Source organism: Verrucosispora sp. WMMA2121, from assembly GCF_027460185.1.
Lineage (GTDB): Bacteria > Actinomycetota > Actinomycetes > Mycobacteriales > Micromonosporaceae > Micromonospora > Micromonospora palythoicola.
Window position 1 is genome coordinate 1244182 of the sequence record NZ_JAPZBH010000004.1, and the last position, 20987, is coordinate 1265168.

Annotated in this window: 19 protein-coding genes and 1 tRNA gene; 4 read left to right on the plus strand and 16 right to left on the minus strand. The window is 71.6% G+C overall.

Going from position 1 to position 20987, the window contains the following annotated elements:
- Window positions 1-86: 86 nt before the first annotated feature.
- The 3 genes from O7605_RS06455 to O7605_RS06465 form a co-directional block, all read right to left on the minus strand.
- Entirely contained in the window at window positions 87-2612 is a 2526-nt protein-coding gene (locus O7605_RS06455; RefSeq protein ID WP_269738320.1) for a putative bifunctional diguanylate cyclase/phosphodiesterase, read from the minus strand.
- 46 nt (window positions 2613-2658) lie between these two features.
- Entirely contained in the window at window positions 2659-2811 is a 153-nt protein-coding gene (locus O7605_RS06460) for a hypothetical protein (RefSeq protein WP_269738321.1), read from the minus strand.
- A 652-nt stretch (window positions 2812-3463) separates the two neighbouring features.
- A tRNA-Tyr gene (locus O7605_RS06465) sits at window positions 3464-3547 on the minus strand.
- Between the two features lie 148 nt (window positions 3548-3695).
- Here O7605_RS06465 and O7605_RS06470 point away from each other — a divergent pair.
- Window positions 3696-4190, plus strand: coding sequence for a YajQ family cyclic di-GMP-binding protein (locus O7605_RS06470; RefSeq protein ID WP_210829654.1), 495 nt, complete (start codon window positions 3696-3698; stop codon window positions 4188-4190).
- Window positions 4191-4208: 18 nt separating this feature from the next.
- On the opposite strand, the gene O7605_RS06475 is transcribed toward O7605_RS06470, so the two are convergent.
- The 9 genes from O7605_RS06475 to O7605_RS06515 form a co-directional block, all read right to left on the minus strand.
- The gene (locus O7605_RS06475) at window positions 4209-4679 is read right to left on the minus strand and encodes a GNAT family N-acetyltransferase (protein ID WP_269738322.1); all 471 of its coding nucleotides are present in this window, start codon (window positions 4677-4679) and stop codon (window positions 4209-4211) included.
- Window positions 4680-4915: 236 nt separating this feature from the next.
- On the minus strand, window positions 4916-6175 hold the full coding sequence (locus O7605_RS06480; protein WP_269738323.1) for an MFS transporter: 1260 nt from the start codon (window positions 6173-6175) through the stop codon (window positions 4916-4918).
- Window positions 6176-6391: 216 nt separating this feature from the next.
- Window positions 6392-7267: a zinc metalloprotease HtpX gene (gene htpX / locus O7605_RS06485; protein ID WP_269738324.1), complete on the minus strand. Its 876-nt coding sequence runs from the start codon at window positions 7265-7267 to the stop codon at window positions 6392-6394.
- A gap of 116 nt (window positions 7268-7383) precedes the next feature.
- Entirely contained in the window at window positions 7384-8856 is a 1473-nt protein-coding gene (locus O7605_RS06490; RefSeq protein ID WP_269738325.1) for an NADH-quinone oxidoreductase subunit N, read from the minus strand.
- Between the two features lie 22 nt (window positions 8857-8878).
- Window positions 8879-10420 (minus strand): complex I subunit 4 family protein, encoded by a 1542-nt coding sequence (locus O7605_RS06495; RefSeq protein ID WP_269738326.1) that lies wholly within the window; start codon window positions 10418-10420, stop codon window positions 8879-8881.
- A gap of 76 nt (window positions 10421-10496) precedes the next feature.
- Window positions 10497-12443: an NADH-quinone oxidoreductase subunit 5 family protein gene (locus O7605_RS06500; protein ID WP_269738327.1), complete on the minus strand. Its 1947-nt coding sequence runs from the start codon at window positions 12441-12443 to the stop codon at window positions 10497-10499.
- Entirely contained in the window at window positions 12440-12865 is a 426-nt protein-coding gene (gene nuoK / locus O7605_RS06505) for an NADH-quinone oxidoreductase subunit NuoK (protein ID WP_269738328.1), read from the minus strand. Before nuoK ends, O7605_RS06500 begins: the two co-directional genes overlap by 4 nt.
- Complete coding sequence (locus tag O7605_RS06510) at window positions 12862-13398, minus strand: NADH-quinone oxidoreductase subunit J family protein (protein ID WP_269738329.1); 537 nt, start codon at window positions 13396-13398, stop codon at window positions 12862-12864. The genes nuoK and O7605_RS06510 overlap by 4 nt, the downstream gene beginning before the upstream one ends.
- Window positions 13395-14033 (minus strand): NuoI/complex I 23 kDa subunit family protein, encoded by a 639-nt coding sequence (locus O7605_RS06515; RefSeq protein WP_269738330.1) that lies wholly within the window; start codon window positions 14031-14033, stop codon window positions 13395-13397. The genes O7605_RS06510 and O7605_RS06515 overlap by 4 nt, the downstream gene beginning before the upstream one ends.
- A gap of 95 nt (window positions 14034-14128) precedes the next feature.
- On the opposite strand from O7605_RS06515, the gene O7605_RS06520 reads away from it, so the two are divergent.
- On the plus strand, window positions 14129-14701 hold the full coding sequence (locus O7605_RS06520; RefSeq protein WP_269738331.1) for a Uma2 family endonuclease: 573 nt from the start codon (window positions 14129-14131) through the stop codon (window positions 14699-14701).
- Between the two features lie 107 nt (window positions 14702-14808).
- Window positions 14809-15840: a glutathione S-transferase family protein gene (locus tag O7605_RS06525; RefSeq protein WP_269738332.1), complete on the plus strand. Its 1032-nt coding sequence runs from the start codon at window positions 14809-14811 to the stop codon at window positions 15838-15840.
- A 98-nt stretch (window positions 15841-15938) separates the two neighbouring features.
- Here the strand turns inward: O7605_RS06525 and O7605_RS06530 are convergent, their stop codons facing one another.
- Window positions 15939-16901, minus strand: coding sequence for a complex I subunit 1/NuoH family protein (locus O7605_RS06530; RefSeq protein WP_269738333.1), 963 nt, complete (start codon window positions 16899-16901; stop codon window positions 15939-15941).
- Complete coding sequence (locus O7605_RS06535; RefSeq protein ID WP_269738334.1) at window positions 16901-17710, minus strand: NADH-quinone oxidoreductase subunit C; 810 nt, start codon at window positions 17708-17710, stop codon at window positions 16901-16903. The genes O7605_RS06530 and O7605_RS06535 overlap by 1 nt, the downstream gene beginning before the upstream one ends.
- Window positions 17711-17904: 194 nt before the next feature.
- Between O7605_RS06535 and O7605_RS06540 the strand changes: the two genes are divergently transcribed.
- Window positions 17905-18951, plus strand: a complete 1047-nt coding sequence (locus O7605_RS06540; RefSeq protein WP_269738335.1) for a glucose 1-dehydrogenase — start codon at window positions 17905-17907, stop codon at window positions 18949-18951.
- An 18-nt stretch (window positions 18952-18969) separates the two neighbouring features.
- Here the strand turns inward: O7605_RS06540 and O7605_RS06545 are convergent, their stop codons facing one another.
- Together O7605_RS06545 and O7605_RS06550 are read right to left on the minus strand one after the other, a co-directional pair.
- Complete coding sequence (locus O7605_RS06545; RefSeq protein ID WP_269738336.1) at window positions 18970-20286, minus strand: DUF2252 domain-containing protein; 1317 nt, start codon at window positions 20284-20286, stop codon at window positions 18970-18972.
- 105 nt (window positions 20287-20391) lie between these two features.
- On the minus strand, window positions 20392-20970 hold the full coding sequence (locus tag O7605_RS06550; RefSeq protein WP_269738337.1) for an NADH-quinone oxidoreductase subunit B: 579 nt from the start codon (window positions 20968-20970) through the stop codon (window positions 20392-20394).
- Window positions 20971-20987: the final 17 nt, after the last annotated feature.

Sequence of the window (20987 nt, forward strand, 5' to 3'; positions counted from 1 at the left end):
GATCACTCGGTGCTCGCGCAGAGGTAAGAGTACACGGCCCGGTCGTACTGGTGAAATCGGATCCCCAGGTACGCGGTACGCCCAGCTCAGGGCACCACGCGCAGTCTCGGAAGCTCGCTGCTGGAGATCGACTCCGGGTCGATCTGGGCACCGAACCACGCCTCCAGGCGTTCGAACGGCAACGGGCGGCTGAACAGGAACCCCTGGCCGACCTCGCAGCCGATGTCCTGGAGCAACTCCAGGGTCAGCTCGCTCTCCACACCCTCGGCCACCACGGTGAGACCGAACTGCTGGGAGAGGGTGACCACGGCGTTGACGATCGCCAGATCCCCCGGGTCGGTGGCCATGCCCTGTACGAAGGAGTGGTCCACCTTCACCTCGTGCACCGGCAGGCGACGCAGGTGGGCCAGCGAGGAGCTGCCGGTGCCGAAGTCGTCCACCGAGAGCCGTACCCCGAGATCACGCAGGCGACGCAGGGTCGGGATCGGGCGCTCCGTGCCGTCCAGCACGCCGGCTTCCGGGATCTCCAGGGTCAGCAGCTGGGCCGGCACCCCGTACTCCTCAAGCAGTTCCCGGACCTGTTCCGGGAAGTGCTGGTCGAGAAGCGTACGCGCGGAGAGGTTGACCGCGACGGCGAGCGACTGGCCGCCGTGCGCCCAGTCCCGGCTGTGCCGCAGCCCTTCCCGGAGCACGAACTCGGTGAGCCGGCCGAGCTGACCGGTGTGCTCGGCCACGGCGACGAAGTCCGCCGGGGAGACCGAGCCGTGCGTCGGATGCTCCCACCGGGCCAGGCACTCGACCCCGAGGAGCCGGCGGTCCCGCAGCGTCACCTTGGGCTGGTAGTAGACCTCCAGCTCGCCGTTGTCGAGGGCGTTGCGCAGATCCCCGGCGAGCCCGAGCCGGTGCAGCGACCGCGACTCCAACGCCGGCGTGTACAGCTGCACGCTGCCCGGAACCGCCTTGGCCGCCGTCGCGGCCACGTCCACCCGTTGCAGCAGGGTCGCCGGTGCGTCGCCGTGATCCGGGTGTACGGCAACCCCGACCGCGGTGTCCACGTCCAGCGTGAGCGAGTCGAAGACCATCTCGTCGCGGATCTGTTCCCGCAGCTGACTGGCGAGCTCGACCGCCGCCTCGGCACTCTCCAGCCGCAGCGTCACCAGGAACTCGTCGCCACCGGCCCGCCCGACCAGCGCGGCCGACGGCACACAGCCACGTAGCCGATCGGCCACCTCGATGAGGACCTTGTCCCCCGCCGCGTGACCGAGAGACTCGTTGACCTGGCGCAACCGATCGACGTCGAAGAGCAGCAACGCGACCACCTCGCCGGGAGCCCGGATCCGGACCGCCTCGGCCAGCGCGGCGAGAGCACGGCGGCGGTTGGGCAGCTTCGTCAGCGCATCGTGGTACGCGTCGTGCCGCAGCCGGTCGACCAGACGGGAATTCTCCAGCGCGACGGCGGCGTGCGCGGCGACCGTCTCGAAGACGGGAACGTCGGCCGGGGCGAAGTTGCCCACATCGCTGAGGCGGTTCACCACCTCGATCGTGCCGATGACCACCTGCCCGGAGCGCAGCGGTACGGCGATGACGTCCTTGACCTGCCGACGGGCCAATTCACGGCGTAGTTCCAGGTCACCGCCGAGCACCCGGCCAGACGTCAGCGTCTGGCCGGATTCCAGCGTGCGCTGACGGATCAGCACGGGGGTCTGCGCCACATCCAGCAGACCCTGGTCGTCCAGCCGGGCAGTGAGCAGCACCTCCGGGTGGCGGCCCTGAGCCGGCAGCCACAGAGTCGCGTACTCGGCCTGCATCAGGGCTCGGATCCGGCCCAGCAGGATGTCGGCGAGGCTTCCCTCCGCGCCCGCGCTGGCCATCGCGCGGGTCAGTTCGTACATGTCGCCAAGGGTGCGGTGTTGCCGTAGAAAGCGCGAATAGGAGCCATAGAGCAGCGCACCCGCGATGGTGATCGCACCCAGCAGAAGGATCGACCACATGGTGCTGGCCAGGGCGATGAGGATCAGTAGCCCGACCGCGAGATTCAAGGCCGCGGTAAGGAACACCTGGACCGCCGTACCGGCCGTCTCCCGGGAGCCCTGCCAACCCTGCAGCAGGGTGATCACGCCAACCACCGCGGCCAGGCTGATCAGACTGTTCGCCGTGATGGCGCCGAAAAGAACCGCCCAGGTCGCGGGACCGACACCGTCGAGCGGCGCGGCCCCAGCGACGACGAGCCCTGCCACCGACACGGCGGCGGCGTCGCGGGCCACGTTGAACCACAGCTTCGGCGGTGAGTACCGCCGGTAGGCCTGGGTGATGACGGCCGCCACGGTCGCGATCGTCACCACGAGCACCGGGGTGAGACTGAAGAACGCCAGAACCAGAGGTATCTCGGTGAGGGTGACGACGACAGCCTGTCGCCGGACCACGAAGCTCAGGGTGGGAATCCCGGCCACGATCATCACGACGAGCAACAACGCCGCCAGGAGCAGATCGCGCTCGCCGATCTCCGCCGAGAAAGCCAACAGGACGGTGCTCAGCACAGCAAGCACGGCCAGGGGAGCCGTGATCAGCCAGGCACTCGCTATCGGGCGTCTAGGCGCCTCTCTAGCCGGCACGCAAAGTTCCCCTAACCGCTAGGGCCGGCGCGGCGTGACGTACGAGTCAGTCTGCGTTCGGGACGGCAGCCTCGTGAAGCGCAGGCGCCCCCCACTCGATGCCGTTCGCGGCCTCCGGGGTCACACCCCACTCGATGCCGAGCCCCCACTCGATGCCGGACAACCGCATCTCGGCTGACCCGATCAGCGCGGTGCTCACGGCGGCAAGTACAGCGGTCGCCGCGATCGCGGCGAACAGTCGACCACTCCTTCGACGAGACATCGGGAGGACTCCTGCCTTCGGGGGGTGTAGCGACGGGCACGCCGATCGTGCCACAGCCTGGGCAGCCGGGAAAGCGGACGATCGGGCATGCCCCAGCCCCCGTACGTGCGATCCGCCGTCGTCGGCTGATCGCAGGGCCACTCGCGTCGCAGCAAGGCGTCGGTGGATGCGCAAAACGACAAGCCTCGCGATCAAGGATTACCGGTCGCTAATTCGCGAACCGGTAATCCGCCTGTACGCGCCCCTACCCACTCTTACCGCTGCGCGGCCGCTGGTCAACGGTCAAACAGTCACGAAGTTGGCGTACACCCGACACCGACGGCGACAGAGACGGATGTCGACCAACCGGCACTCGTGGCCGAGGGCTCGACGCAATCCGGCGCGACGACGAGTCACCGCAGGGGGCGAAGCGCGCCCGCCCCTCGGAGGAGAAGAAGACCGTCACATCACCCACCGAGCAAAGAGAGACATCGACTGATCGCTCGTTCGCCGGCATCTGTCACACGTGTTGGCCTCAGCCGGACCGAGCTAGCTCAACGAAAACGACCCCCGATCAGCATCTCTGCTGTTCAGGGGCCGTTGTCGCACCTGGTGGCGGGTAGAGGATTCGAACCTCTGTAGCTTTCGCGACGGATTTACAGTCCGCTCCCATTGGCCGCTCGGGCAACCCGCCAGGGCGTACCCCCGCACCGTGGCGCGGCGGCGGAAGCAAGGATAGCGGCTCCACCCGCTGCCGCCGCAACCGGGTACCGTCAGGGGTCGTACCCCTGGGCAACCAGGGCCAAAGGATCACAAACCAGCCGGACAGCAGGAGCATGAGTATGGCAGCGAACCCGTCGTTCGACATCGTGAGCAAGGTCGACCGCCAGGAGGTCGACAACGCTCTCCGGCAGGCGGAGAAGGAGCTCGGGACGCGGTTCGACTTTCGGGGCACGGGCGCGGAGATCTCCTGGTCGGGTGAGGAGGCGATCAGCCTCCAGGCGGAGACCGAGGAGCGGGTCCGGGCCGCGTTGGACGTGTTCAAGGAGAAGCTGGTCAAGCGGAACATCTCGCTGAAGTCGCTGGACGCGGGCGACCCGCGCCCCTCCGGCAAGGTTTTCAAGCTGGACGCCAAGGTGATCCAGGGCATCGACCAGGACAAGGCCAAGGCGATCAGCAAGAAGATCCGGGACGAGGGCCCCAAGGGCGTGCAGGCTCAGATCCAGGGCGACCAGCTGCGGGTCACCGGCAAGAAGCGGGACGACCTTCAGGCGGTCATCGCGCTGCTCAAGGCCGAGGACTTCGGCGTGGCCCTCCAGTTCACCAACTACCGCTAGAGCCGTACGCGACCGGGGTTAATCGCCGGGCCGGTGCCGCAGCCAGAGGTACGGCACGGGTTGGTCCCGGTTCCACTCATCCGCCTGATCCGACGGCACGGGCTCGAAGCCGGCGGCGGTGTAGCACCGCAATGCCGGCGCGTTGTCGGGGTGCAACCGCATCAGCACCGCCGGGTGATGATCCCGGGCCAGGTTGGTGAGCAGGGCGACCATCCGACGGCCCAGGCCCCGGCCGCGCAGCGCCGGGGCCACGATGAGACGGGCCAACTCCACCTCGGCCTCGTCGTCGTCGAGCCACAGTTCGCCGTACCCGGCTGGCTCTCCGTCCACGAGCGCCAGGTACGCCAGCACGTCTGGCTCGGTTCGCCAGCGCTCGACGTCGTCCGCTGTCACTCGGTCGCGGGAGCACCAGCGGCGGCTCTCCTCGGCAGAGGTCGCCCATCTCGCCACGACGGCCGGATGGGTCGGGCCCACCGCGGTCAGCTCCATGACTCGCCTCCTCGGCACGCGAGGCTACCGCCCGCCCGCGGTCGGAGGTACGGGTTTTGTCGACGGCCGGGTGCGACCCGACCGATCGGGCAGGGCAGCCGTCGGACCGGGGTCAACGGGTGAAGATCAACAGTAGGACGACCGTGAGGATCGCGCTGACCAGGATCGAGCCGAGACAGCCGATCCGGTTGGAGAAGAAGAGGAACATCCCGCCGTCGTACCCGTGTTGGCACGGGTCAGGCCGAGACGGGCCGTTCGGCCCGGAGGGCGGTGGCCTCCGCGCGGGCGATGGGGCCGGCCGGCAGCGCGGCGACCGCCGCTCCGACGGCGACCGCGGCCCCGGCGAACAGGAAGGCCCACGGCACCCCACCGGCATGGTCGACGATCAGCCCGGAGACAGCGCCGCCGACCGCGCTCGCACCGACCGACATGGTCACCACCCAGGTGTACGCCTCGTTCAGCATGCCGGTCGGCGATATTCGCCCGACCAGGGTGTTCTCCAGGGTCAGCGCGGGAGCGATGGCGGCTCCGCCGAACAGCAGGGCGGCGCCCAGCGCACCCGGCGTGGGCATCACGGCGAAAACGGCGAAGCTGCCGGCGAGTACGGCGAGCAGCCAGGCGAACAGGCGGGTCATGTTGCGGGCCGGCCGGCGGACCCCGAACCAGAATCCGCCGATCGCGCTGCCGATCCCCCAGACGGCCAGCAGCAGGCCGGCGAGGCCGTTCGGGTCGTCGGAGTTGTAGCGGGTGGCGAAGGCCGGGACGGTCACGCCCGCCGCCCCGAAGGCGATGCCGATGCTGGCCACGCAGAGCAGCAGGGCCGGGAAGCCGGCGACCCGGAGCGGACCGAGGCCACGGGCGTGGTGCTCCCGGGAGTGCGGACGCCAGCCGCGCATGGCCTGACCGAGCGCCACCGAGAGGGTGCCGATCAGGGTCACCACCGCGGCACCGATCAGCGCCGCACCGGCGTCGGCGACCAGCACGAACCCGGCCACCAGCAGGGGACCGAGCACGAAGACGATCTCGAACAGGGTGGTCTCGGCGGCGAGCGCGGTGTTGCGCAGGTGGTACCGGCCGGAGTCGACGTTCGTCAGGCCGTTCCACGCGCCCCGGATCGCGGCGGTCATCGGCGGGTACGTCCCACCGGCCATCGCCGAGGCGAGCAGCACCAGCGCGAAGGGGGCGGCGTCGGCGCGGGCCGCCCAGAGCAGCCCGATCAGGGCGAGCGGATGGGCGATCGCGGTGCCGAGCAGCACCGGGGTGGGACCGATCCGGTCGGCGATCCGACCGGCCACCGGGCTCAGCGCGGCCCCGGAGAGGGCGTAGCAGCCGCCGGCCGCGGCGGCCAACGAGTAGCGTCCGGTGACTCCTTCGACGACGAGCAGCAGCGCGAGTGGCGTCATGCCGATCCCGAGTCGTCCGATGATGCCGGTGACCAGCAGGGTCGGTGCGCCTGGAATCTGCCAGACAGCCAGATACCGACGCAGCCCAGCCACAGCGGACCTCCCCGAGATGTAATGAGCAAGACTCGGTTAGACCCTAACGCCCGGCCCGCGGCAGCCCACCCGGTCCGCCCCTGTGGCGGCGCTCACCCATCCCCGGGCGAGACGGCGCCGCCCGCGCCAGGCGGGCCAGGCGCGGGCGGCGACGGTGTCGATCGGGCGGCGGTCGCGTGCCGGACCAGGAGCCGGCGGACCAGGTGCCGGGGTGGGTCAGCGCTGGTGACGCACGGGGCCCAGTTGGCTCGCCAACTGCTCCAGCCGGGCCACCCGCTGCTCCATCGGCGGGTGGGTGGCGAAGAGCGCGGCCACCCCGCCACCCCGGAACGGGTTGGCAATCATGAGGTGGGCGGTGCTGGTGAGCTGCCCCTCGGCCGGCAACGGCCGCCGCTGGGCACCCATGTGGATCTTCCGTAGGGCGCTGGCCAGGGCGAGCGGATCGCGGGTGAGTTCGGCACCCGAGGCGTCCGCCTGGAACTCGCGACTGCGGCTGATCGCCAGTTGGATGACGGTGGCCGCGATCGGCCCCAGGATGATGGTGAGCAGCAGAACCAGCGGGTTGGGGCCGTCCTCGTCGCTGTTTCCGCCCAGCGGGATGAACAGGGCGAGGTTCGCCAGCATGGTGATGATCCCGGCCAGGCCGGCGGCCACGCTGGAAATGAGGATGTCCCGGTTGTAGACGTGCGACAGCTCGTGACCGATGACGCCCCGCAGCTCGCGATAGTCGAGCAGTTCGACGATCCCCTGCGTGACGCAGACGGCCGCGTTCTGCGGGTTGCGTCCGGTGGCGAACGCGTTCGGCTGGGCGGTCGGGCTCACGTAGAGCCGGGGCATCGGCTGCCGTGCCTCGGCGGCCAACTCCCGAACCATGCGGTACAGCTCGGGGAACTGTGCCGCGCTGACCGGTTGTGCCCGCATCGAGCGCAGTGCCAGCTTGTCGGAGTAGAAGTACGTGACGCCGTTCATCACCAGCGACACGAGTACGGCGATGACCAGACCGCCACTGCCGCCGAACCAGTAACCCACCGCCAGGATCAGCGAGGTGAGCAGGCCGAGCAGCGCGGCGGTCTTCAGACGGTTGTGGTGCACGATCACTCCTTCGGTGCACGGATGCCGGGATCCGCTGACCGGTACAACACCCCGGTACCCGTCAACCATCCGTCTCATGACTGAGAGTTACCTGAGTGGCCGAGGGGAGGCGGGCCTCAGCCTCCGGCGAGATCGAGCACGATCTGCGGTGCGAACCCGACGACCAGCGCCACCACGGTGGCCACCGCGAGCGCGGCAGCCACCGCCCGGGCGGGTCGGGCGACAGGGGCCGTGACGTCTCCGGTCGGGGCGTAGAGCAGCGCGGCGGCCCGCAGGTAGTAGGCCAGGCCGAGGACCGCGTTGACCGCCACCACCAGGGCGAGCCAGCCGGCGTCACCGCCGAGCAGCGACCGGACCACCGTCACCTTGGCGAACAGCCCGGCCAGGCCGGGTGGCACGCCGGCGAGGCCGATCAGCGCGAACGCCAGGCCGGCACCGACCCACGGGTGCCGGCGGGCCGCGCCGCGCAGGTCGTCGAGGCTGCCGCCGTCCGCACCGGCCGGGCGCAGCGCCACCACCCCGGCGAAGGCGGCCAGTTCCAGCAGCACGAAGAAGACGGCGTACGCCAGGGCGGCGGCGTACGCGGCGGTGCGGGCGTCCGCCTCGGCGGCCAGGGCCAGCGCCCCGAGCGGGGCGAGGATGTAGCCGGCCTGGGCCACCGAGGACCAGGCGAGCAGTCGCACCGTGCGCCGCTGCCGCAGCGCCACCAGGTTGCCGACGGTCATCGTCAGTGCGGCCACCAGGGCCAGCACCGGTCCGGTCACCTCCGGCGGCAGCGCGTGGCGCACCACCGCCAGCAACGCGATCACCCCGCCGAGCTTCGACGCGGTCGACAGGTACGCGGCCACCGGCAGTGGTGCCCCGTCGTAGGTGGCCGGCGCCCAGGCGTGGAACGGCACCGCCGCCACCTTGAACGCCAGTCCGGCCACCACGAGCGTCACCGCGACCGTGGTCAGCGGCAGGTCGAGCAGCGCCTCGTCGGCGAGGAGGGTGCCCAGCCGTTCCAGGTGCAGCCCGCCGGTGACCGCGTAGAGCAGCGCGGCGCCGAGCAGGGTCAGCGTGGTGGCCACCACGCTGACCACGAAGAAGGTCACCGCCGCCTCGGCGCTGGCCAGGCTGCCCCGGCGCAGACCGACCAGGACGTACAGCGGCAGGGTGAGCACCTCCACCGCCACGATCAGGGTGATCAGGTCGCCGGCCGCGCCGAGCACCACGCCACCGGTCATCGAGCAGGCGAGCAGGAAGCAGTACTCCCCCACCGGGGTGTTCCCGGCCCGCAACAGCGGCCCGGACAACGCCAGCACCCCGAGGACCAGCAACGCCACCAACGCCGCGACCAGGGCCGCCCGGCCACCGAAGAGGTACGAGCAGTCGGCGCCGACGCAGAACGTACGTCGCTCGGCCCCCGAGCCGACCGCCGCCGCCCCGATCGCGGTGGCGACCGCCCCGGTGACCGCCGTGACCACGGTGGCCCGCGGCCGGGCCGCCAGCAGGTCCACCAGCAGCACCAGCACCGCCGTCCCGGCGGCCAGGTACGCCGGCAGCAGCGCCACGTGGTCGACGGCCTGCACCAGGCTCGACTCGCTCATCGCGCCACCTCGCTGCGCTCGCTCATCGCGCCACCACCCCCACCAGGGCCTCGACCGGAGCTTCGGCGACGCCCAGCACCAGCGTCGGGGCCAACCCGACGGCCAGTGCGAGCAGCACCAGTGGCACCCAGGCGACCAGTTCGGCACGAGCCAGGCCGGGACCGAGCGCGGCGACCACCGGAGTGGGCTCGCCGTGGGTGACCCGCCGCAGCATCCGCAGCAGGTACGCCGCCGTCAGTGCGCCGCCGATCGCGGCCAGCACCGCCAGTGTGGTCCAGAGCGCGCCACCAGACTCGACGGCGGCGACCACGGCGAACGCCTCGCCCCAGAAGCCGGCCAGTCCGGGCAGTCCCAGCGAGGCGACCGCCGCGAACGCGAGCAGCCCAGACAGGCGCGGGGCGGTCTCCCGCAGCCCGGACAGCTCGGTGAGCGCGCCGGTGTGGGTACGGTCCTTGATCGCGCCGGCCAGGAAGAACAGCAGACCGGTGATGATGCCGTGGGCGACGTTGCCGATCAGCGCCGCCTGGATGCCGGTGGCGGTCAGGGTGGCGACGCCCAGCAGGACGAAGCCCATGTGCCCGACGCTGGAGTACGCGATCAACCGTTTCAGTTCCGTCTGGGCCAGGCAGACCAGCGAGCCGATCAGGATGGCGGCGACGGCGAGCACACCGAGCACCGGCGCGGCCCACCGGGCGCCCTCGGGGGCCACCCCGACGGCGACCCGGATCAGGCCGTACGTGCCCATCTTGAGCAGCACCCCGGCGAGCAGCACGCTGCCGACGGTGGGTGCCTGGGTATGCGCGTCGGGCAGCCACGAGTGCAGCGGCCACAGCGGACTCTTCACCGCGAAGGCCAACGCGAGCAGGGTGAAGGCGGCGAGCTGCGTGGCGCGGGACAGCTCCGTGCCGCCGGTCAGCGCCACGATGTCGGCGGTGCCGGCGGCGGCCACCACGACGTACACGCCGACCAGCAGCAGCACCGAGCCGAACAGGGTGTAGAGGGCGAACTTCCGCCCGGCCCGCCGCCGCGCGTCCAGCGACACCGGGTCCGTGCCGTCGCCGCCCCAGCCGACGATGATCGCGTACATCGGCAGCAGGACGACCTCGAAGAAGAGGAAGAACAACACCAGGTCGAGGGCGAGGAAGGTACCCAGGATGCCGACCTCGACCACCAGCAGCAGCGCCACCAGGGCCCGACCGCTGCCACCACCCGGCACCCGCCAGAGGCTGTATCCGCAGCACAACAGCGTGAGCAGGGCGGTGAGCACCACCAACGGCCAGGAGATGCCGTCCACGCCCAGATGGAAGCGCAGGTCCAGTCCCGGCACCCAGGGCAGGTCGACCGCGTGCCAGGGACGCACCACGCCTGCGGCATCCGGCGGCGCGTACGCCGACCAGCCGGCCGCCCGCCCGCCGAGCAGCGCCACCGCCACGACGAGGGTTAGCGCGGCGGCCACGGTGCCCACGATCCGGGCCGCCCGATCGCGGGGGGTGGCCGCCACCGCCAGCGCGCCGAGCGCCGGCACCGCGAGCACCGCCACCAGTAGGAACTCCCCGGCGCTCATGCCGGCCCTCCGCTGCGCTGCGGGACGGCACGAGGCACCGAAACGCCGAACCGATGATTCACTCGCTGACGCTCGCTCATGCCGTCGCTCCGATCAGGGCCGCGGCCAGACCGATCAGCAGCGCGCCGGCCAGCACCGCGGTGGCAGCCCGGGGCAACGCCGCCCGGTGCAGGACGCCCAGGCCGCCGCCGAGAGCGCGGGCGGCGCGTCCGGTGCCGGTAACCGCACCGTCCACCACCCGTTCGTCGGTGGCGCGCGCCATCCGCGCCACCGACGTCGTCGGTCGTACGACGAGGGTGTGTTGGACGTCGTCCAGCCGGAACGCGCGGGCGAAGACCGGCCGCAGCGGACCCAGCGCCGCCGCCGGATCGGCGGTGCGGTCCCGTCGCCAGCCGGCCCACGCCAGTCCGGCGCCGATCACGAGCAGTGCCAGCGGCAGCAGCACGGTCGGGGTGAGGTGGATCAGCCCGTCCGCCGGCATCAGATCCGACATGGCGTCGGACCCGATCGGCGGAGCGGACTGCAGGTGGCGGGAGAACCAGCCCGGAAAGCCGGCCAGGCCGAGCAGGGCCGCCGGTACGGTCAACGCCAGCACCGGCCAGCGGAGTACCGCCGGCGGGTCATGCGGCTGGGGCAGCGGGGTGCGGGTGGTGCCGAAGAAGGTGCGCAGCAGCAGCCGGGTGGCGTACCAGGCGGTGACGGCGACACCGACAAGCGCGGCGAGCCAGACCAGCCAACCCAGCCAGGCCGGTGCCGGTCCGTCGCCGTGCAGGGCGGCCTGCTCGGCGGCGGCGAGCACGCCCTCCTTGCTCCAGAAGCCGGACAGCGGCGGTACGCCGGCCAACGCGCCGAGCCCGACGAGCGTGCACCAGAAGGTCACCGGCATGTCGCGCCGCAGCCCACCCATCCGGGACATCAGCGTGGTGCCGACCGCGTGGATCACGGCACCGGCGGCGAGGAACAGCAGCGCCTTGAACGCCGCGTGGGTGAGCAGGTGGAACAGGGCGGCCGGTGGGGAACCGACGGCGAGCGCGCCGGTCATGTAGCCGATCTGCGAGACCGTCGACCAGGCGAGCACCCGCTTGATGTCGTCCTGCGCGGTGGCGGCCAGCGCGCCGAGCAGCAGGGTCACCGAGGCCAGCACGCCGAGCACGACGAGCGCGGTGGGCGTGGCCTCGAACAGCGGCCACAGTTGGGTTACCGCGTACACGCCGGCGGCGACCATGGTCGCGGCGTGGATCAGCGCGGAGATCGGGGTCGGGCCGGCCATCGCGTCGGGCAGCCAGGTGTGCAGCGGGAACTGGGCGCTCTTGCCGGCCACCCCGGCGAGCAGCAGCAGGCAGGCGGCGGTGAGGGTGGTGGTGCCGTGGTCGTGGGCGAGCACGTCGGCGATCCGGAAGCTGCCCGCCGAGACGCCGAGCAGGGCGATGCCGAGCAGGAACCCGACGTCGCCGACCCGGGTGACCAGGAACGCCTTCATCGCGGCGGCCGGTGCCTCCGGCAGCCGCCGGTCGTGGGCGATGAGCAGGTACGAGCAGAGGCCCATCACCTCCCAGCCGACCAGCAGCAGGATCAGGTCTCCGGAGATCACCACCAGCAGCATGGCGGCGGTGAAGAGGCTGACCTGTGCCGCGTACGGCGGGTAACGGTGGTCGGGCTCCTCGGGCGGCCCCTGCCGGAGGTAGCCGGTCGAGTAGATCTGCACGGCCAGGGCGACCGCGGTGACCGCGACGGCGACCAGGGCGGCGGCGCCGTCGAGGCGTACCCCGAGGGTGACGGTGAGCCCACCCAGCTCGATCCAGGTGGTCGAGGACTCGGCCGGGCCGTCCAGGGTGACCAGCAGGGCCACCGCCAGGGCGAGGGCACCGCTCGCGCCGGCGATGCCGAGGGCGGCGGCCAGGCGGCGGGCCGTCGCCTCGCCGATGGCCCCACCCCGCGGCGATGGTGGCAGCAGCAGGCCGGTCAGACCGGCGGTCACCGGTACGAGCGGCAGCAGTGCGCCCAGCAGCGTCGTGGTGTTCACCGCTGGCCCTCCGGTTCGTCACCGGAAACGTGTCGACCGTCCGGGCCGGCAGCGATCGGGCCGGCTCCGGTGGGAGCGATCGGGCCGGCAGCGACCGGCACGGGCTCGTCGGCCGGACGCTCGGCCAGCGGGATCTCGTCGACGGTGACGCTGGCCCGCATCCGGTAGAGCTGGAGGACGATCGCCAACCCGACCCCGATCTCGGCGGCGGCCAGCACGATCACGAAGAGCGCGAAGACCTGCCCGCCGTGCGGCAGCACCGCCTTCGCCGTGGTGTCGGCGGTGACCAGGATCAGGTTCACCGCGTTGAGCATCAACTCGACGGCCATCAGCACCAGCACCGCGTTGCGCCGCCGCAGCACGCCGTAGACGCCGAGGCCGAACAGGAGCGCGGCGGTGACGTACGGGATGACGGGTCTCACCGCGACCGCCCCCGATCACCCGGCGCGGCGTCCCCGGTGGCGCCGATGTCGGGGCGGGACAGCACGATGGCGCCGACGAGCGCGGAGAGCAGCAGCACCGACAGCACCTCGAAGGGCAGCACCCAACTGCCGAAGACCTGTTCACCAAGGCGCTCGGCGGTGCCCGCCTCGGGTAGCTCCACCGCCGTCCAGCGGTACGCGTCGACGAGCAGCGCCGCCAACCCGAGCCCGGCCCCACCGCCGATCAACGCGGCCGGCCAGCCGGGGCGGTCCAGATCGTCGGAGGCGCCGATCGGGGCGCGGGTCAGCATCACGGCGAACAACAGCAGCACCACGACCGCGCCGACGTAGATCAGCACCTGTACCCAGGCGACCAGTTCGGCGGCGAGCACCAGGTACATGCCGGCCACCGCGCCGAGGCAGACCACCAGGTAGAGCCCGGCGCGGACCAGGTGCCGGGTGGCCACCACCAGCGCCGCCGAGCCGACCGCCACCGCGCCGAGGGCGAGCAGCAGCACGTCCACCCCGGTCACGCGGGCGTGCCTTCGTCGTCGGCGGCGCGGGGTGGCGCGGGCCGGCGCTCGGGGCGTACCGCCGGGGTGGTCGGGCGGGCGGCGGGCGCGGCCGGGACGGCCGCCTTGCGCGCGGCGGCGGTCTCCTCCTTGGCCGGTTCGCCGTTCGGGTCGTGGGCCGGTGGCGGCGGCACCGTGGCCATCCACTCGCCCAGGTGGTCCTTGTCATGCAGCAGGTCCTTGATGTCGTACTCGGCGTACTCGAACTCCGGCGACCAGTAGAGCGCGTCGAAGGGGCAGACCTCGATGCAGATGCCGCAGTACATGCAGAGCGAGAAGTCGATGTCGAAGCGGTCGAGCACGTTGCGCTGCCGGGCCCGGGCCGCCCCCGGCACCGCCACCTCCTCCTTGTGCGAGTCGATGTAGATGCACCAGTCCGGACACTCGCGGGCGCAGAGCATGCAGACCGTGCAGTTCTCCTCCAGCAGCGCGATCACCCCGCGCGACCGAGGCGGCAGCTCGGGGGCGACGTCCGGGTACTGCGCCGTGGTGGCGCGTTTCGTCATCGTCTTCAACGTGACGGCGAGCCCCTTGACCAGGCCGCTGCCGGGCAGGCCGGTCGCCTCGCTTCGCTCGCGCTCGCTCATGCCGAACATCCTGCCCTGTGAGCACGGCGTGCGCGACCACCCCCCGGAGGTAGCCGGTAGTACGGTGGCTGCGGGGAAAACGACGCACCGGAAAGGACCCGTCGATGACCGCCGCGCTGCACGACGACCACCTGGCGCCGGGCGAGTGGACGACGGACGCCCTCGACCGCCTGCCCGACGACGGACGCCGCCGTGAACTCCTGGACGGCCAACTGATCGTGTCGCCCTCCCTCACGCGACTGCACCAATCCATCGCAATGCTGCTCGGCGCCGCCTTGCAGGAGACCTGCCCCGCCGAGTTCGACGTCACCCAGGGGGTGTCGGTGCGGATGTCCCGCAGCCGATCCCTCATTCCCGACCTGCTGGTCACCGAGCTGGATGCGGCTGCCCGCAACCCCTCCTCCTACCTGCCGAGCGAGGTTCTGCTGGTGGTGGAGATCGTCTCGGAGCGGACCCGCAGCATCGACCGGGTGCTCAAGCCGGCGCTCTACGCCGAGGCGGACATTCCCTTCTTCTGGCGGATCGAGACCGAGACGGGGATCGTGGTGCACGCCCACCGGCTCGACCCGGTCAAACGCGTCTACGTCGAGCACGCCCGGATGAGCGACGGCATCCTGCTGGCCGACCCGTGGGAGATGGACATCCCGCTCGACCGGATCACCCCTCGGTCACGCTGAGCGGGCCACGCCGGCCCGGCTCCCGCCCGCCGCCCGGTCACCGGGCCGGTCGGATGAAGATCCGCCATGATGGGGTGCGGACGTGACGGGCACACCCTGGGGGCGACATGGGCGAGGACGGTAAGGGCACCGGCGGCAAGTACGTCGAGCCGGGTGAGTTCAAGCGGGACCAGAACTACATCACCAGCCGGATCACCGCCGACGGACGGGACGGCTATCCGGTCGAGCCGGGTCGCTACCGGCTGGTGGTCAGCCGCGCCTGCCCGTGGGCCAACCGGCTGATCATCGTGCGGCGACTGCTGGGCCTGGAGGACGCCATCTCGATGGGCGTCGCCGGTCCGACGCACGACGCGCGGAGCTGGACGTTCGATCTCGACCCGGACGGGCGGGACCCGGTGCTCGGCATCGAGCGCATCCAGGAGGCGTACTTCGCCCGCTACCCGGACTATCCCCGGGGCATCACCGTGCCGGCCCTCGTGGACGTGCCCACCGGTCAGGTGGTGACCAACGACTACGCCCAGATGAGCCTGGACCTGTCCACCGAGTGGACCGCGTACCACCGGCCCGGTGCGCCGCAGCTCTACCCGGAACACCTGCGCGCCGAGATCGACGAGGTCAACGCGGTGGTCTTCGCCGACGTCAACAACGGCGTCTACCGGTGTGGCTTCGCCGGCAGCCAGGAGGCGTACGAGCGGGCGTACCGGCGGCTGTTCGACCGGCTGGACTGGCTCAGTGAGCGACTGACCGGGCAGCGTTACCTGGTCGGCGACACGATCACCGAGGCCGACGTACGGCTGTTCACCACGCTGGTCCGCTTCGACCCGGTCTACCACGGCCACTTCAAGTGCAACCGGCAGAAGCTCAGCGAGATGCCGGTGCTGTGGGCGTACGCGCGGGACCTGTTCACCACGCCCGGCTTCGGTGACACGATCGACTTCGATCACATCAAGCGGCACTACTACGAGGTGCACCGGGACATCAACCCGACCGGCGTGGTGCCGCTCGGCCCCGACCTGTCGAACTGGCTGGAGCCCCACGACCGCGAGTCCCTCGGCGGCCACCCCTTCGGCACCGGCACCCCACCCGAACCCCCCACCCCCACCGAACGGGTAAACCCCACCCACACCCCCCTGGGCTGACCACCCCCAACCATCGCGTTGATCAAGAAGTTTGCGTCTCTGTCAGCTCGAAATCGGACGCAAACTTCTTGATCAACGGGGATCGTCTTGCGGTGGTGCTAGAGGGCGATGCGGATGGCGGCGGTCAGGACCAGTTGGGCGAGGGCGGCAGGGACCAGGACCAGCCAGCAGAGGCGTTGGAGCTGGTCCTCGCGGAGGCGGGGGTAGGAGACCCGGAGCCAGATGATCACGAAGCTGACGGCGGCGACCTTGAGCAGGGTCCAGAGCCAGCCGAGCTGGGCGTCGGCGAACGGGCCCTGCCAGCCGCCGAGGAACAGCACGGTGGTGAGCGCGGCGATCACCACGATGCCGACGTACTCGGCCAGCAGCAGGAACGCGAAACGCAGGCCGGTGTACTCGGTCAGGTAGCCGAAGACCAGCTCCGAGTCGGCGACCGGCATGTCGAAGGGCGGCCGGCGGATCTCGGCCAGCCCGGCCACGAAGAAGATCACCATCGCCGGTGCCTGCCAGAGCAGCCACCACGGCTGCCACGCCTCGACGATGCCGGAGAGGCTGAGCGTCCCGGCGGCCATCGCCACCGACGCGGCGGCCAGCACCAGCGGCAGCTCGTAGCCGAGCAGTTGTGCCGCACCGCGCAGTCCACCGAGCAGGCTGTACTTGTTGGCCGAGGCCCAGGCGGACATCAGCACGGCCAGCACGCCCACCCCGACCACCGCCAGCACGAAGAACAGCCCGACGTCGAGCGGCTGCCCGACCAGGTCGTTCGGGCCGAGCGGGATCACCAGCAGGGCCAGCAGGTACGGCACCAGCGCCACCGCCGGAGCCAACCGGAACACCGGTCGGTCGGCCGCGCGCGGGGTGACGTCCTCCTTCTGGACGAACTTCACCCCGTCGGCGATCAACTGCGCCCAGCCGTGGAACCCGCCCGCGTACATCGGGCCGAGCCGGCCCTGCATGTGCGCCATCACCTTGTGCTCCGCCTGGCCCACCAGCAGCGGCAGGACGAGGAAGGCGGCCAGCACCCCACCGATCCGGACAACCAGTTCCAGCCAGAGCGGCATCAGGCCCCACCTCCGTCATCCGGTGCCGGTCCGCCCTCGGATGCCGGCCGATCCTCGGCCGTCGGGCCACCGGCGCCAGTCCGGGGGGCCGGCGACTCCCCGGTGGAGTCGGCATCCCGAGGGGTACGCGGCCCGCGGGCACCCGGTGCCGGGCGGGCCGGGCGCTCCCGGGCCGGGCGGGCCGGGGTGCCGCCGCGCGGGCCCTCCCCCACGCCGCCGGCACCGGCGGGCGTCGGCACGACTCCCCACTCGCCCGGCGCGGGCACGCCGGGAGGTCGGATCGGGCGGCGTCCACCCCCGGCCTCCGACTCACCCGGCTCCTTCGCGCCCGGCCAGGGCTTCGCCACCCGGGACGCCAGCACGAACTCCTTGCGCAGCGGATGCCCCTCGAACTCGGGCGGCAGCAGCAGCGGGCGCAGGTCGGCGTGCCCGGCGAAGTCGATGCCGAACATCTCGTGGGTCTCCCGCTCGTGCCAGGCGGCACCCGGGTAGACCGCCACCACGGAGTCCACGGTCGGTGTGTCGCGGGGTACCCGGGTCCGCACCAGCACCCCGTGCCGGTGCGCGGTGGACCAGAGATGAGCCACCACGTCGAACCCGTCGACCAGCTCGTCGACCGCCGACAACCAGTCGAAGTAGTCGCAGGCCAGCGCGGTGTCGTCCCGGGCGGCCAGCAGCGCGGCCCGCCAGGCGTGCGGGGGTACGTCGACGGTGGCCCGGGCATGGACCTGACCGCCGGAGACCGTCGCGGTGGCCTCGACGGGCGCGAGCAGCGCGACGAGCCGTTGGCCGACCTCTTCCGGTGTCATGCCGCTGATCCTAGGCCCTGCGGCCGGCGTCCCCGGTCGAGCGGAGGCGGCACCGGACGGCGGCCGGCCCGGTGCACGCAACCGGCCCGGTACGCGCGGCCGGCCCGGTACGCGCGGCCGGCCCGGTGCACGCGGGCGGGTGACTCCGGTGCGCTTCGCCGGTGCCGCCCGTCGGTGACCACCAGGATGGACCTGTGCGCGCTGTGACCGTCATTCCCGGAGTACCCGGCTCGCTGCGGCTGCTCGACGACTACCCGGAACCGGCACCCGAGGAGGGGCCGATCCTGGTGGAGGCCCTCTCGGTGGGCGTCTGCGGCACCGACATCGAGATCATCGAGGGGCAGTACGGCGAGGCGCCACCCGGCACCGATCATCTGGTGCTCGGGCACGAGTCACTCGGTCGGGTACTGGAGGATCCGACCGGCACCCGCCAGCCGGGCGACCTGGTGGCCGGGATCGTCCGGCATCCCGATCCGATGCCCTGCCCGAACTGTGCGGTCGGTGAGTGGGACATGTGCCGCAACGGCCTGTTCACCGAGCACGGCATCAAGGCGCTGCCGGGCTTCGCCCGCGAGCGGTGGCGGTTGCAGCCCCGCTTCGCGGTGGGACTCGACCCCTCGCTGATCGAGGTGGGGATGCTGCTCGAACCGACAAGTGTGATGGTCAAGGCGTGGGACCACGTCGACCGGATCGGCCTGCGGGCGGAGTGGCAGCCCCGCACCGCGCTGATCACCGGTGCCGGGCCGATCGGCCTGCTCGCCGCGCTGCTGGCCAGTCAGCGGGGCCTCTCCGTGCACGTGCTCGACCTGGCCACCGAGGGCCCGAAGCCGGCGCTCGCCGGCGCGCTCGGCGCCACGTACCACTCCGGACCGCTCGACCAACTCGACCTGGAGCCGGACGTCATCGTCGAGTGCACCGGCGCGCCGGTGGTCGTGCTGGAGGCGATGTGCAAGGTCGGTCCCAACGGGATCGTCTGCCTGGCCGGCGTGTCCAGCGGTGGCCGGACGATCGACTTCGACGCGGGCGCGCTGAACCGGACCCTGGTGCTGGAGAACAACGTCGTCTTCGGGTCGGTGAACGCCAACCGGCGGCACTGGGAGGGTGCCGCCGAGGCCCTGTCCAAGGCCGACCCGGCCTGGCTCGCCTCACTGATCACCCGCCGGGTGCCGCTGGCCCAGTACGCCACCGCCTACTCGCCGGGGCCGCAGGACATCAAGGTCGTCCTCGACTTCGCCGCCTGAACGCCCCGCGGGCCCAGGTCAGACGCCGGGCAGCCGGCCGTTGCGGAACAGGTCGACGAAGAGCTGGTGGTCGTGGCGGGCGCGTACCCCGTACGTGTGGGCGAAGTCGACCAGGTGCCCGACGAAACCGGCGGTGTCCGCGTCCACGACGGCGACGATGGCCTCCTCGGTCGAGTAGTCGACCAGGTCGTGGCTGGACTCGTCGTCGGCCACCGAGTGCATCCGGGCGACCGCCCGTCCCAGGTCGGCCAGCACCCCGGCCAGTTCCTCCGGCTCGTTGACGTCCGACCAGTCGAGGTCGGCCGCGTACGGGGACACCTCAGCGACGAGTTGACCGACACCATCGAGTTCGGTGAAGCCCAGCCACGGGTCGGCGTGCGCCTGGAGGGCACGCTGCGACTCGGCGGTGCGGTGCCCCTGGTGCCGGAAGTAGCCACGGACCCGCTCGTCGTCGACGTAGCGGGCCACCGCCGGCACCTGAGCCTGCTTCATGTAGATCACGACGTCGTTCTCCAACGCCTGGGTGTGCCCCTCCAGCAGGAGGTTGTACGAGGGCAGGCCGGCCGAGCCGATGCCCACCCCCTTGCGCAGCACCACGTCCTTGATCTGGGCGGCGAGCGGCCGGGCCTGCGTCGCGGCCGGCGGCAGCGTATCCAGGTACGCCTCGAACGCCGCGCACACCCGCGCCCGCACGTCACCGTCGATCTCGTACACCCCGTCGCCCACGGAGAAGCGCCGCTCGTAGTTGTCGATTGTGGTCTGTCCCCGCAGCAGGTCGACCCGGGTGTTCAGCCGCGCCTGCTGGAGCACCCGGCGCAGCACACCGTCGGCGTTGTCCAGGGTGATCGACCCGATGGCGTCGTCCCCGCCGGCGGCGATGGCCCGCAGTTCGACCAGGTACGCGTTCGCGAAGCAGGTGACCAGGTCGCTGATGACCCGGTCGGAGAGCGCCTTGGTGTAGCCGATCAACGCGACGCTGGCGACGAACCGCCGCAGATCCCAGGTGAACGGCCCGACGTACGCCTCGTCGAAGTCGTTGACGTTGAAGACGAGCTGGCCGGAGCCGTTCATGTAGGTGCCGAAGTTCTCCGCGTGCAGGTCGCCGTGGATCCACACCCGGCTGGTCCGCGCGTCCAGGAAGCGGTCGTCGGCGAAGTCGCCCCGCTGGTCGGCGTAGAAGAGGCTGGCACTGCCCCGGTAGAAGGCGAACGGCGAGGCGGCCATCTTGCGGAACTTGCGCCGGAAGGCGGCCGGGTCGAGCGCCATCAGGGTGCCGAACTCCTCGGTCAGCACCTCGACGATGAAGGCGGAACGCTGCTCGGCGACGTCGGTCATGATCCGTACGCTAGCGAAGCCACACCACCCGGACGGCCAGCCGAGCGACCGGTCTCGCCGGGCCGACCGGACCACGGTCCGCACCCGGCCGGGCAGCTCCGCCGGTCAGGAATTCGGTGGACGCACCGGCGGTGCGGTCAGCGAGGCGACCGAGCGGGCGGGGGCGCCGTCGCGGGGCGGGGCGTCGACCGGTGGGGCGAGCGGGTCGGTGCGGGGCACCCCGCCGATGCCGGACTGCTCGGCGGCGATCTTCTCCTGGAGCCGGAGGATGCCGTGCAGCAGCGCCTCCGGCCGGGGCGGGCAGCCGGGCACGTACACGTCGACCGGGATGAGCTGGTCGACTCCCTTGGTCACCGAGTACGAGTCCCAGTACGGGCCGCCGCAGTTGGAGCAGGCACCGAACGAGATCACGTACTTCGGCTCGGGCATCTGGTCGTAGAGCCGCTTGATCGCCGGAGCCATCTTGTCGGTGACGGTGCCGGAGACCACCATCAGGTCGGCCTGCCGGGGGCCGTGCGCGAACGGGATCACGCCCAGCCGCATGAAGTCGTGCCGGGACATGCTCGTCGCGATGAACTCGATGGCGCAACAGGCCAGGCCGAAGTTGAAGACCCAGAGCGAGTAGCGCCGGCCCCAGTTGAGCACGAACCGGATCGGCTCACCGAGCACCGCAGGCAGCTGCACGACCGCTCCCCCTCCCG